Below are 15,088 nucleotides of genomic sequence, written 5' to 3' on the forward strand. Positions count from 1 at the left end.
GGTATATACCAGTTATCAATCCCTCCATACTCTGTACGCGTATGCGTAAAAGCACAGGATGAATAGTATGACTGTAATCAGCCAGACTTAGACATCAATGAACTTCTTTTTTAATGATAACCAAACTTTCAGAAATTGCAAGAGAAGAGCCCGTTTTTTTCAATTTTATGCTAATTCAACAACAAAAAAATAATCTTTTACATTTTTTGAAAAATAAATATATTGCCTAATTTTGGAAATGAGTTTATATTTTTTGTAGAACAAAAAAGGGTGGAATTATTTATGGATAATCGATACAGCTCTTTTCAAGAATTCGCTCAAGCATTTGAGAAAAAATGGGTAACCATAGCAATAGAACATGGATTAGTGAATGAGCCAATGGATATATATTTAGCTAAAGTCCGCAAAAAAGCACTTTTTGTCTGGAAGAAAAATAAAGGGGATGAATGGATAGAAAGACAGGGATATACCATTGTTGACAGAAACCTCGACAAGGAAGGAATTTTCGATAAAAAACTAGGGCGCGGTCGTCCACGAAAGCATGAGGATGATCGGCTACATCATGCCATCCATGTCAGACTAGACGAGGAAACATATCAAAAATTACTATCGCTGTGTCAAAAAAATAACCTTGACCTCTCTGAGACTATTCGTATGCTCATAAAAAAAGGGTAACCCGTTTCGCTATGTAAAGGAGGAATTAAGATGAGTCAGGAAGGTCAATTGCCTACTATCAGGACTACACTTCGCTGGTGGATACTTGCTAATGTGTCTTTGGGAATCTTTATGTCAACATTGGATGGCAGCATCACGAATGTAGCTCTCCCTAGTATTTCGGGTACATTAGACGTCCCCCTGCATATTGTACAATGGGTTGTAACAGCTTATTTATTAGCGATCGCTTCCCTTTTACCCATTATTGGAAAATTATCGGATCTTTTTGGACGTGGGAACTTATATAATTTGGGATTTTTAATTTTTTTGATTGGATCTGCTTTATGCGGTTTATCAAAATCCATTTGGATGTTAATTGGCATGCGTGTCCTACAAGCTGCTGGCGCCGCACTGCTGATGGCTAATAGTCAAGCGATCATAGCTGCCACTTTTCCCAAAGAAGAACGTGGTCGGGCCCTCGGAATAACCGGTATGGTGGTATCACTTGGTTCATTATCCGGTCCAGCCATCGGTGGCATTCTAGTTGATTCGTTTGGCTGGGAATCTATTTTTTGGATTAACGTACCCATCGGTTTAATCGGATTTATCGCAGCATTACGTATCATGCCAAAACAACATCAAAAACGTGTGGGAGAGCCTTTTGACTATCTTGGTTCTATTATGTATATGACAAGTATGATTACCTTCCTATATACCATTTCTAATGCTGAGGAACATGGATGGACAACGGGAATTACATTAGGTGGTCTTCTCTTTTCATTCATCATCTTTGTCTTGTTTTATCGACGTGAAACTCGAATCTCACATCCTATGCTTGACTTCTCACTATTTAAGATAAGGACCTTCCGTTCAGGAAGCTTTGCGACTCTCCTGTCTTTTCTCTCTCTTTTTTGCATAACTATTCTCATGCCGTTTTATATGCAATTGGTGCTAGAATATCCCCCGAATATCGTGGGTTATGTGATGATGGCAAATGCTGTGATGATGGCGATCGTTGCTCCGTTCTCCGGTTGGCTGTCTGATAAAATTGGCTACTACTATTTAACGATCTCTGGCTTGGTGATTAATGCGATATCCTTTGTTCTGCTAACGAAGCTTACAACAAATGAACCGGCATGGCTTGTCGCAACACATATGGGTATATTTGGAATCGGCACTGGTCTTTTTTTATCTCCCAACAATGCAAGTATTCTCGGATCAGTTCCGCCCAAACTATTAGGAGCAGCAGGCGGCCTAAATGCATTAGTCCGCAATATCGGGATGGTATTAGGGACGACATTTGCTATCTCACTATTCTCTTTTCAATTGAATAGATTAACTGAAGATCAATCTGAATTTAGTAGCACTGATATCCTAAATGTGGAAGCTTACATGACTGCTCTTCATACTGTCTTTTGGGTAGCAGCCGTGATTTGCCTTTTTGCTGCCGTACTCTCTTCTATGCGTGATAAGCCTCAACGACAGAAAAGAAAAGTGGCGTAGCTGTTCACTCAGTAAAGCTGGATCACCATATGTTGCAAAAAAATACGGGCATGACGCTCACGAATTCCGATTCGCGACGTCATGCCCGTAGCTTTTATGATTCTAGCCTATGGTTTTATTTGCGACAAAAAGATTCTTTTACCGCGGCCTTTAACGAAAATCATTTGTTGCATGGGTAGAGACAGCATACATTTCATCGATGATTTTCTGTAAGATCATGCGGACTATGCTTGCATTCCCCTCAATCATTTCAGGATCAAGCATCTCTTCATGGGTTCCCACCGCTTGATATTGCATATGATTTCCATGAGTTGCCTGTTTCCATAACCAAGAAGATTCTACTGTCGAGCCCACTTTCTGAGAATCGGATGCTAGTAATTCATGGATATTGGCTTGAACCATCCCCTCATTAACAAGCTGATTCCGATATCTAGCGTACGAATAGATTCTATTTGTATAGGAAGGCGTCACAAGATGCTTGTACTGTTCAGGTGTATCTTCTAAGAGAGTAGCGATTTCCTGTAAGGCGTCCTCTTCTGAAGATACAGAATCCCCACTTCTGATAATGGAATCTAGCAAGATAATATCTTTTACTTCGTAGCCTCTTAATTCCATTGCTTTTGCCACTTCAAATGCCAAATTACCACCTATTGAATAACCTAGGAACACGTATGGTTGATTTCCCTGTACATCAGTGAGGAGTTTGACATATTGCTCCATTAATTCCTCGTCATTTGTATATTCCTCAATAAAATCCATACCATACAATACGCACTGGTGTTCAAGTAATTTTGCCATTTCGATGTATGCCATGCCATACCCGATTGCTGGCGGGAAGCAGAACACATGTAAGCGTCCATGCTCGTTTAATTTTGTGATTGGTTTACTATTATTTTTTGTAAACATAGATCGTACTATTTCTTCGGCCATCGCGCCTACAGTTGGCATCTCGAACACTACACGTATAGGGATCTCGACCCGAATATCTGTGTAGATTTTCCTGATTAATTCAAGTACATGTAAAGAATGCCCACCCAATTCAAAGAAGTTGTCATTCTTACCAATTTTAGAAACACCCAATACCTCCTGCCAAATAGTAGCCAATTGTACCTCCGTTGGTGTCTGTGGAGCGATGTACTCCACTCCTAGATGAATATTACCTTCTGGAGTCGGGAGTGCATTTCGATTCATTTTGCCGTTTGGAGTCAATGGCATCTGTTCAAGCTGGATAAAAAACGCTGGAATCATATAAGTAGGTAAATCTTGTGACAGCGAATTTCTGATTTCACTTACTGTAAGCTGTTGATTTGCCACAAAATAAGCACACAACTGCTTCTGTCCCGCTTGCTCCTCTCTTGCAACAACTACCGCTTCCTGAACAGAAGGAATTTGTAGGAGTAGGGCTTCAATTTCACCAAGCTCAATGCGATAACCTCGAATTTTTACCTGGTGATCCATTCGTCCCAGATACTCAATGGTTCCATCAGGGAGCCATTTTGCTAAATCTCCTGTGCGATACATTTTTTCCCCGGTTATAAATGGATTCTCTACGAATTTTTCTGTTGTTAGCTCAGGACGATTCCAGTAGCCTTTTGCCAATCCTTCTCCTGCAATGCACAGTTCACCTGCTATCCCGATCGGTTGGAGGTGGTTTTCAGCGCTTAAAATATAGAAGGAAGTGTTTACAAGCGGTTTACCAATTGTTATCGGTTCCCCGTCTATCAGTTCTCCCACCGATGACCACACCGTTGTTTCAGTTGGGCCGTACATATTATACAGGCGTGCCTGGGTGGTCTCTTGTAGGGCTTTGATTAGGGAAGCGGGAAGTGCTTCTCCACCGAGCATAATTTCTTGTAATCCCTGTAGGCAGTGAATGTGCTCCGAGGATAACAGCATTTGTATCCGAGAAGGCGTCATTTGGATCATGTCCACCTGCTGTTTTTCAATCACATCACACAATGCTCTCGGGTCAGTTTGCTGAAGGCTACTTGCTAAAATTACCCTTACACCTTTACACAGCGGCAGTAGAGTCTCTAACACAAAAATATCAAATGAGATCGTCGTCACGGAAAGAAGTGTTTTTCCTTGGGTAAAGTCGATCTGATCGGTTATGCCTTGTAATAGGTTTACGACTGCACGCTGTAAAATCATGACGCCTTTTGGCTTACCTGTTGAGCCTGATGTATAAATAACATAGGCTAAATCAGTAGGTCCACTAATAGGTTCAAGGTTAGATTGCTCATGCTGATCATCCGCAGACTCTTCATCCATAAGGATCAAGCTTCCTGCAAAAGCTATCCGCTCCTGTAAATGACTCTGTGTCACTACCCAATTCGCTTTCGAATCTTCCAGCATGTAGCGAATCCGTTCGTCCGGATAATCTGGGTCAATTGGAACATAGGCTGATCCAGCTTTCAAAATCCCCATTAACCCAATCATCATGTCTAAGGAACGGTCCACCATAATTCCAACTAACTGATTGGCTCCCACACCTTCGGATCGCAGGATTCGAGCTAGTTGATTTGCTCGCTCGTTTAATTCCCGGTAGGTGAGCTGTTCATTTTCGTAAACGACAGCTATCTGCTCAGGGGTACGTTCCACTTGACTCTCAAACAATTGATAAATGGTTTTCTCTCTTGGATAATCTCCTGCTGTATCATTAAAGGTGTGCAATAGCAACTCTTTCTCTTGCGTAGTAGCAATCTCAATGGTAGACAGCTTTGCGGTTGGATCAGCCACTATGCTGTCAATGACCTGTAGGAACTGCTCTGACATTCGCTTGATTGTGTCACGCTTAAACAATGAGGTAGCAAACTCGAAAGTACACACAATGTTTTTATCATCTTCATTGGCGTATAAGCTTAGATCAAATTTAGAGACATTATGCTCTCCTTCAAATGGTCTGAGCTGTAAACCTTCGATGGTCTGATTACCTTGCTCCACGTTTTGTAAGGCAAACATTGTATCAAACAGCGGATTGCGACTAAAATCGCGAGCTACCTGTAATTTTTCTACTAGCTCTTCAAACGGATATTCCTGATTTTCATAGGCTTGTAGTGCATGCTCTTTAACTTCCTTGACATATTCGTAGAATGTTTTTGTTGCCATTGGCTGAGTACGAATCGCTAGTGTATTAATAAATATACCAATCAGGCTTTCAAGATCTGCATGCGGTCTTCCCGCTATTGGAGTTCCTACAATAATATCCGCTTGTCCACTGCTTTTGCCCAACAAGGTGGTATATACAGCCAATAAGACCATAAACAAGGTGGAACCTGTTTGTGCAGCAATTTGTCGGAGTCCTTCACTTCTTCGTTGATCGATGACAAATTCAAAGATATCCCCCTGATAGCTTTGCAAAGCAGGTCTTGGATAGTCCGTTGGCAAATTCAGAACCGGAATTTCATTTCCATGAATGTTCAGCCAGTATGCTTCTTGATTTAGGATGCGTTCGCTTTGCACTTCTTCCTGTTGCCATACGGCGTAATCCTTATATTGAATTCGGAGCGGTTCTAGTTCCTCACCTGTGTATAACTGAATCAAATCTTGAAGCAAAATACTTAACGAAGCCGCATCAGAAATGATGTGATGCGTATCAAACATTAAAACATGTCGATCTGCTTCAAGTTCAATCAAGCCTACCCGTAAAAGTGGAGCTTTTGCAAGATCAAACTCACGCACAAATGCTTGAATGATGCTAGCTATCTCTTCCTCTTTTGCCAGCGTGTATTCAATCTCAAATGTCACACCACGATAAATCTGTTGGACTGGTTCCCCATTTATCATCGTAAAGCCTGTGCGTAAGGTCTCATGACGATTGATTACCTTCTGGAATGCATCTTCAAGAGTTTTCCGATGAAGCTGTCCCTCTACCACTAGGACGGTTGGCATGTTATAACTGAGCCCTCCACCCTCAATCTGATTTAAAATATATAATCGTTTTTGAGCAGAGGATACCGGATAAAACTCTCTGTCGAAAATGACAGGAATTGAGAAATGCGCCACGTGATCAATCTCAGATACTCGTTTGGCCATCTGTTCGATCGTAGGATATGCAAAGACATCTCGCAGAGGAAGATTCACTCCCATTTCTTTATGCATCTTGGCAACGAGAGTCGTAGCTCGCAAGGAATGTCCACCACTATCGAAGAAGTTATCTCTCACCCCGATATCAGTAATTCCTAGAACCTCCTGCCAAATACCAGCGATCTGCACTTCCCACTGTGTCTGTGGCGCTACGTATTCCACTCCTGTTTGCAGGTTTCCTTTTGGTACAGGTAATGCTTTACGATCAATCTTTCCATTTGGTGTTAAAGGCATTTGCTCCAACTGGACAAAGTAGGAAGGAATCATATAGCCAGGTAGCTTTTGCAGCAATGTGCTTCTTACATCGCTTACAAGTACTGGTTGATCCGCTACAATATATGCGCATAAATGCTGTAGCCCAGCATGGTCTTCCTGTGCGATTACCACTGCTTCTTCAACCTCTTTTATATTCCTTATCTGTTCTTCTATTTCTCCAAGTTCAATGCGATAGCCCCTCACCTTTACCTGATGATCGATTCGACCTAGATACTCAATGGTTCCATCAGGTAACCACTTCGCTAAATCACCCGTTTTATACATTTTACTTCCTGGTAGGAATGGATTTTCGATAAACTTGTCCATCGTTAGTTCGGGACGATTCCAGTATCCTCTTGCAAGTCCCAGACCAGCGATGCACAGCTCCCCAGCTACTCCTACTGGTTGAAGATGACCTTCCATACTCAAGATATAAAATTGTGTATTCGTGATTGGTTTGCCAATTGTAATAGGCTGGCCCGCTGTCACTGATCCAATTGATGACCATACGGTTGTTTCAGTCGGACCATACATATTAAACAAGCGTGCCGGTGTATGCTCATGTAGCGCATTGACTAAGGAAATAGGAAGCGCTTCGCCACCAAGCATTATTTCTTGGACATGCTGCAATTCTTTGAACAGCTCTGTACTATCTACTGAAGATAACAGCATCTGCATGCGAGAAGGCGTCATTTGGATCATATCGATTTTTTGCTCAGAAATGACGTTTCGTAAGGCCTGTGAATCCGTCTGTTGAATTTCGCTAGCCATTACTACTCGTATCCCTTTACTAAGCGAAAGGAGCGTTTCTAGCACGAAGATATCAAATGAAATGGTAGTAACAGAAAGAAGAGATTTTCCTTCTGCAAAGTCAATCCGATCCGTTATGCCATGTATCAGGTTGACTACCGCCTGATGAGTAATCATAACGCCCTTAGGCTTACCGGTCGATCCTGATGTGTAGATGACATAGGCTAAATCAAGCGGACTGCTTCCTGGTACAAGATTAGATGCATCTTCCTGATAAGAAGCTTCTTCCTCTATTACGATACATTTTCCCTGATATCCATCGAAGCTGATCTGATCCTGCAAATGACTGTGTACAACTACGAACGTAACCCCCGCATCCTCTAACATGTAGCGAATGCGATCTTCTGGATATCCTGGATCAATAGGTACGTAAGCTCCGCCAGCCTTCAGGATGCCTAACAGTCCGACTAACATGTCAAGAGAACGTTCTACCAAAATACCGACTAGTTGATTCGAGCGTATCCCTTCTGCTCGCAGTGTTCTAGCCAGTTGATTTGCTCGTTCATTTAACTCACGGTACGTCAGTTGTTCACCCTCATAAACGACCGCTGCTTGATCCGGTGTACGTTCGACCTGCATCTCAAATAATTGGTGAATGGTCTTGTCTGCTACATCCTGCATTGCTGTATTGTTAAATGTTTCGAGAATCAACTTCTTCTCATCCGTTGTCAGCATCTCGATGGCTGACAGCTTCGCATGCGGTTCACTTACAAGTCTATCTACCAATTGGGTAAAGTGCTTGGCCATACGCTCGATCGTTTCTCGTTTGAATAGTCTTGTCGCATATTCAAAGCTACACAGGACTGTATCTGCATCCTCCATCGCATGTAAGGTCAAATCAAACTTGGATATGGTTTGTTCACTTGCATATGATGAAATGCGTAATCCCTCTAGCTCCTGCTCTTTCTTTTCTAGATTTTGCAGGATGAGCATTGTATCAAACAATGGATTACGACTCATATCCCGATTTACATCGAGCTTGTCTACCAGCTCTTCGAATAAATAGTCTTGATTCTCATATGCCTTCAAGGAAGCTTCTTTGACTTCCTGTAGATATTCGTAGAATGTTTTTTCACCAGCTGGATAGTTACGTATCGCAAGCGTGTTTATAAATATACCAATCATACTTTCTAAATCTGGATGAGGTCTTCCTGCTATCGGAGTTCCAACAATAATATCCTCTTGTCCACTATATTTACTCAGTAGAGTCGTATAGACAGCCAATAACACCATATACAGCGTAGAACCTGTTTGGGCTGCGATTTGCCTTAATCCATCACTGCTTTTTTGGTCAAGCACAAATTCAAACGTACTTCCCTCAAAGCTTTTCATAGCTGGACGGGCATAATCGACTGGCAAGTTGAGTACAGGAATCTCTCCCTGGAAAACCTCAAGCCAATAGGCTTCTTGTCGCTTGATTGCCTCTCGGTGAACGCCTTCTCGTTGCCAGACTGCATAATCCTTATATTGAATACGAAGCGAAGATAACTCTCCCCCCGTATACAGGCTGATAAATTCTTGCATCAAAATCCCTGTGGAAACACCATCTGAAATAATATGGTGCATGTCTAACATCAGAACATGGCTGTCTTTTTCTATCTTAATAAGCCCAACACGGAGTAATGGAGCTTGCTCAAGGTTAAACGGACGGACAAAGCCTTGGATAATGGCTTCGAGCTCTTCTATACTGGCTTCAGCGTATTCGATAGAAAAATCTACATTTGGGTGTACTCGTTGCATCGTTTCTCCGTTTACCAGCTCAAAACTAGTTCGTAAGATTTCATGACGCGAAATCAGCTTCTGGAAGACTATTTCTAAACGTTCTTGATCGAGCTCTCCATCTATCCTTACCACGTTCGGCATATTATAACTAATTTCTCCACCAATTAATTGACTTAAAATATACAATCGCTTCTGGGCTGAAGAAACCGGATAGAATTCTCTCTCTTCAATAATGGGAATGGAAGTATAGGCAATTTTTTCTCTTCCTATTAATACTTCTGCCATTTGCTCAATAGTCGGATTTTGGAAAACATCCCGTAGCGGCAGGTTTTGATTTAATTCTTTATAAATTCTGGAAACCAAATGAGTAGCTCGCAGGGAATGACCACCAATATCAAAGAAATGATCCTTCACCCCGATCATGGAAAGACCAAGAACCTCTTGCCAAATCTGCACAAGCTTCGATTCCATCCATGTACGTGGCGGTACATATTCTGCTCCTGTTTGGATAGTGCCATCCTCTGGGGCAGGTAAAGACTTTCGATCGAGCTTTCCATTTGGTGTATGCGTGATTTTGTCTACCTGTATGAAATAGGACGGTACCATGTAACTAGGAAGCTGATGGGCCAGTCTGCTTTTTAGCTCACTAATCATCAATTGCTTTTCCGATACAATATATGCGCATAAGTGCTGTAGTCCAGCATGGTCTTCCCGAGCGATTACCACTGCTTCTTGGACCTCTTCCATGCTTACGATCCGTGCTTCTATTTCTCCTAGCTCAATCCGATATCCTCGGATTTTAACCTGATCATCTGTTCTTCCCGCATATTCCATATTTCCATCTGGCAACCATCGTGCAAGGTCCCCGGTTCGATACATTCTTTCCCCAGGCCTAAAGGGATTTTCTATAAATTTTTCCGCAGTTAGCTCGGGGCGATTTAAATACCCTCTGGCAACCCCATACCCTGCAATGTACATTTCTCCAATAGAGCCGATTGGCACTGGACGCAGCGCTTTATCTAATACATAAATCCTTACATTGTCCGCTGGTACACCAATTGGTACGGAGTCCTGAGAGATATGATTCGGATCAAATGTATAGAGCATGCAGCCTACTACGGTTTCGGTAGGTCCATATTCATTCATAATTTGGACATTCCCACCAAAATTAAGATGGATTTTGCTAGCCAGTTGCGTATGCAGGTTTTCGCCGCCGACAATTAATCTTTTCATGTTACTGTTCGTGCCATCGTAGTCTTCTATTAATTTAAGATGGGTAGGAGTTAGCTTGATAATCCCAACCTTATTGTCTGCAAGGATGTCCAAAATGACCTGTACCTTGTCTTCTCCTCTATAAATATAAATCGTATTTCCAGAAATCAGAGGAGTATAAATGGACGTGACAGTCAAATCAAACGAAATGGACGAATAAAGCGGGAAATGAACGGTCTCATTTTGCACATACACCTTTTTAGCCCACCAAATATAATTGACAAGCCCCTGATGAGTGATCATAGCTCCCTTCGGATTTCCAGTCGAGCCTGAAGTATATATGATATATGCTAGATCATTCATGTTGTTTTCGTGTTCAAGATTAGTGGTATTTCCCTGATAGATCTCTTGATTGTCTAGGTAAAGAATCTTTTTGTTATAAGTAAGTTTTTCAGAGAATTTTTGCTGCGTGAGCAAAATAGTTGTTTGACTATCCTCTAGCAAGTACTGAATTCGATCTTCTGGGTAGTTTGGATCAATCGGTACATAAGCCCCCCCAGCCTTTAAGATACCGAGCAATCCAATCATCATATCCAATGAATGCTCCATCAAAATACCGACTAGCTGATCTGAGCCTATTCCTTCTGCTCGCAGTGTTCGTGCTACTTGATTCGCTCGCTCATTTAACTCACGATATGTCAGATGTTCACCTTCATAAACAACAGCTACCTGATCTGGTGTGCGTTCGACCTGCATCTCGAATAATTGGTGGATGGTTTGCTCTCCTACACCCTCTACTGTCGTATTGTTAAACGTTTCGAGAATCAACGTCTTCTCATCTGTTGTCATCATCTCGATGGATGACAGCTTCGCATGCGGATCACTTACAAGTCCATCTATCAATTGGATAAAGTGCTTTGCCATACGCTCGATGGTTTCTCGTTTGAATAGTGTTGTCGCATATTCAAAACTACATAGAAGCGTATCCGCATCCTCCATCGCATGTAGAGTTAAATCGAACTTGGAAATCGTATGCTCACTTGCATATGGTGTGATGCGTAACTGCTCTAAGTCCTGCTCCTGATTTTCTAAATTTTGCAGGACAAGCATCGTATCAAACAATGGGTTACGACTCATATCCCGGTTTACATCTAGCTTATCTACCAGCTCTTCGAATAAATAATCTTGATTCTCATATGCCTTCAAGGAAGCTTCTTTCACTTCCTGTAGGTATTCATAGAATGTTTTTTCACCCACAGGATAGTTGCGGATTGCGAGCGTGTTTACAAACATACCAATCATGCTTTCCAAATCAGCATGGGGTCTTCCCGCAATCGGTGTTCCAACAATAATATCCTCTTGTCCACTGTATTTACTCAGCAGGGTTGTATATACCGCCAATAGCACCATGTACAACGTAGAACCGGTTTGGGCTGCAAGCTGCTTTAGGTCCTCACTTGTGTGTTTGCCGATTCTAAATTCCAACAGACCTCCGTCAAAGCTTCTAATAGCAGGCCGAGTGAAATCAGTAGGCATTTGAAGGACAGGCAGTTCTTTTGAAAATACTTGTAGCCAATAATTTTCTTGTTGCTGATACCACTCACTTTTCATCTGCTGCTGTTGCCAAGAAGCGTAGTCCTTGTACTGGATTCGTTGTGTAGGCAATACCTCTCCCTGATACAAGCTGGCAAACTCTTGAATAAGAACATTCATAGAGGTTCCATCAGAGATGATATGGTGCATGTCAAACAATAAGACATGGCGATCATAGGCTAACTGGATGAGTCCTACACGCAACAATGGAGCGCTTTGCAAATCAAACATTCTTGTAAAATCACGAATGATTCCTTCCGCCTCTTCTTCATTGGCAACCTGTACATATTCCAAGGCAAAAGGAACCTCTTTATGTACGCGTTGAATTGGTTCACCGCCTACTAACTCAAAGCTAGTTCGCAAGATTTCATGACGCGCAATGAGTTGCTGAAACGTTTTTTCTATACGTTCTCGATCGATCTCTCCATCCAGCAACATAGCATTCGGCATATTATAGCTGATTTCCCCACCTGCTAGCTGACTTAGGATATAGAGTCGTTTCTGAGCGGATGAGACGGGGTAATAAGGTTGTTCCTCAATATTGGGTATAACTGAATAAGCCGTTTGCTCGATATTCTCAATGAGCTGAGCCAGTTGTTCGATCGTCGGATGTGAAAACACATCTCTTAGCTGGATATTCTTTTGTAGCTCCTTCTGAATCGTAGACACCAGAGCTGTTGCTCGTAAGGAATGTCCACCTCTTTCAAAAAAGTTGTCTTTTATTCCAATCTTAGATAGCCCTAAAATCCCCTTCCAAATTTCCGTTAATTTTTCTTCCAATAAGGTGCCGGGGGCTACATATTCTTCAATTGGCATTGTCTCCTCAACAGATGGGAGCATTTTTTTATCAATCTTTCCGTTCGGAGTAAGCGGCATTTGGTCAAGGGGTATGCAATAATCAGGAACCATATATTCAGGTAATTTATCCGACAGATTTTTGAGTAATTCTCCTGGTTGAATAGACTCTTTTCCCACGTAATAGGCGGCTAAATATTTATTTCCTTCCTTTATTCCATCCACTACAATGGCTTCGTTGACCTCTGGGAATGCTAAAAGAGCATTTTCAATTTCTCCTAGCTCAATACGAAATCCTCTGATTTTTACCTGCTTATCTATCCGATCTAAAAAATCTATATTTCCATCTGGCAGCATCTTGACTAAATCGCCTGTACGATACATGGGTGTACCTGGCACAAACGGATTATCAACAAATTTTTCTACATTTAACTCTTCTCTATTGAGATATCCATTCGATAAGCCCTCTCCTGCGATGCACAATTCACCCGGAACCCCAATCGGTTTGAGATGATTGAATTGATCCACTACGTACACCAATGTATTGGCTAGAGGTTTCCCAATCGGAACTGTTGCGACATCTTCATCAAAAGAAGTATTAATGGGATAGAAGGTGGTAAATACCGTACTCTCGGTAGGACCATAGACATGAATGAGTCGTTCTGGCCCTAAATAATGGAATGCCTTGCGAATATGAGTAACAGATGCACGCTCTCCCCCAAATAAAACCTTGCGGACATTTGTAAAGCATGTCAGCTGATTGTCAACAAGCGTATTGAAGAAGGCAGTAGGTATAAAGAAGATCGTCACATTCTGTTGCTCGATTACGCTACTAAGCTTAGTAAGGTCAAGCATATCTGTTTTTTTCATGAGGATCAGCCTTGCCCCATTTAACAAAGCGCCGTAGATGTCAAAAATAGAACCGTCAAATACATAATTAGAAAGCTGTAATAAGGTATCGTCTTCTTTTATTTCGATGTAATTGGTTTTGAGTACCACTCTTGTAGCACTGAAGTGTCTGATTTGCGTGCCTTTAGGTGTTCCAGTCGATCCAGAAGTATATATGACATAAGCCACATCAGTTGCTTCTGCTACTGGCTCTACGTTGGAACTGTCTTCACTGTAAGCCTCTGAATCATCTAGGAGTACGCACGTTCCCTCGAAATCTGCTCGATGCCGTATGTGACTTTGTGTAACAAATACTTTTGCTCCTGAATCCTCCAGCATATAACGAATCCGATCATTCGGATATTCTGGATCAATCGGTACATAGGCTCCCCCCGCTTTTAAAATCGCGAAAATTCCGATGATCATTTCTAAGGAGCGTTCAACCATGAGCCCGACTAATTGCCCTTTAGTGACTCCTTGGTTTCGTAGCGTTCTTGCTAGTTGATTAGCCTTTTCATTTAACTCTTGATAAGTTAGTTGCTCATCATGTAATACAACCGCTACTTGATTTGGTGTACGCTCTACCTGTTCCTCAAACAACTGTTGAATGGTTTTCTCTCTGGGATAGGCGGTAGCCGTGTTATTAAACGTACGCAGAAGCTGTTCCTGCTCTTTTTCTGATAACAGTTCAACCTGTTCTAGTGAAAGGTCTAGATCAAATAAGACAATGGATAAAATGTGAGATAAGTGCCTGCTGACTTGGTTAATCAGCTCTTGATCATAACGATTTTCGTTATAAATGGTGTTTAATTGAAGAGAGCCATTTTCCAGACCAAATTGAAAATGGATGTCATAAACAGCATGTTCCTCGAAATCTAGCGTATGGAGCTCCTTTAACGACACGATCGTATTAATGATCGGGACTCGATTCGAATCGTAATGTACATTCAGAGTATCAATAAAATTCCAAAAAGGCAGACTCTGATGTTTCATTGCTTCACTAATGGAGGATTTGATTTTGTTTAATAAGGATTTAAAAGTATTCTTGCTATGTACTTCATTTTTTAAAATGATGAGCTGATTTGAAAGTGGTTGCGCATCAGGTGAAGTACGAAATCCCGGGACACCCACAATGATGGTTTCTTGGCTCGTATATTTGGACAACAAGCTTTCTAACCCTGCTAATAAAATCATAAAGATAGCGATATGTGACCCGCCTGCAATGGAACTGATTCTTTCGAAAATCTGAGGCGGCAATGTACTGGAAATGCTTTGGTATCTGTCGGTATTTCTATCAATAGAGGAAGTTCTGTTATACGGGAGAATTACGATTTGATCATCGGCATCAAACTTGCTGCTCCAAAAAGCTTTTTCTTTTTCAAATAGAGCTTTCAATTACATCACTCCAAGTTTTTAGTCACATTTGAACGCTAAACAATAGCGAGGTGTCTTCTATTGCATCCACACCTCTAATCGAATTGATATCTAGAAAAATGAATGAGTGCAAAAATGAAGGGTGAGCGTGTGCAATGGAACCCGCCCAAAACACACGCTCGTAAAGCTTTTTTTC

3 protein-coding genes are annotated in these 15,088 nt (G+C 41.7%); 2 read left to right on the plus strand and 1 reads right to left on the minus strand.

The features are described 5' to 3' along the window. The first annotated feature begins 282 nt into the window (after positions 1-282). Together O0550_RS15700 and O0550_RS15705 are read left to right on the plus strand one after the other, a co-directional pair. Positions 283-675 carry a hypothetical protein gene (locus O0550_RS15700; RefSeq protein WP_003336318.1) on the plus strand — a complete coding sequence of 131 codons (393 nt, stop codon included), beginning with the start codon at positions 283-285 and terminating at the stop codon, positions 673-675. A gap of 30 nt (positions 676-705) precedes the next feature. Further along, entirely contained in the window at positions 706-2,157 is a 1,452-nt protein-coding gene (locus tag O0550_RS15705; RefSeq protein ID WP_258426780.1) for an MFS transporter, read from the plus strand. A 150-nt stretch (positions 2,158-2,307) separates the two neighbouring features. Here O0550_RS15705 and O0550_RS15710 read toward each other — a convergent pair whose 3' ends face one another. Beyond that, positions 2,308-14,913, minus strand: a complete 12,606-nt coding sequence (locus O0550_RS15710; protein WP_258426781.1) for a non-ribosomal peptide synthetase — start codon at positions 14,911-14,913, stop codon at positions 2,308-2,310. Positions 14,914-15,088 lie beyond the last annotated feature (175 nt).

Source organism: Brevibacillus halotolerans (genome assembly GCF_026891775.1).
Lineage (GTDB): Bacteria > Bacillota > Bacilli > Brevibacillales > Brevibacillaceae > Brevibacillus_B > Brevibacillus_B halotolerans.

Bases quoted from the DNA above. Each gene is read 5' to 3' on its own strand.
- O0550_RS15700 (WP_003336318.1), top strand. From the start codon at position 283: ATGGATAATCGATACAGCTCTTTTCAAGAATTCGCTCAAGCATTTGAG.
- O0550_RS15705 (WP_258426780.1), top strand. From the start codon at position 706: ATGAGTCAGGAAGGTCAATTGCCTACTATCAGGACTACACTTCGCTGG.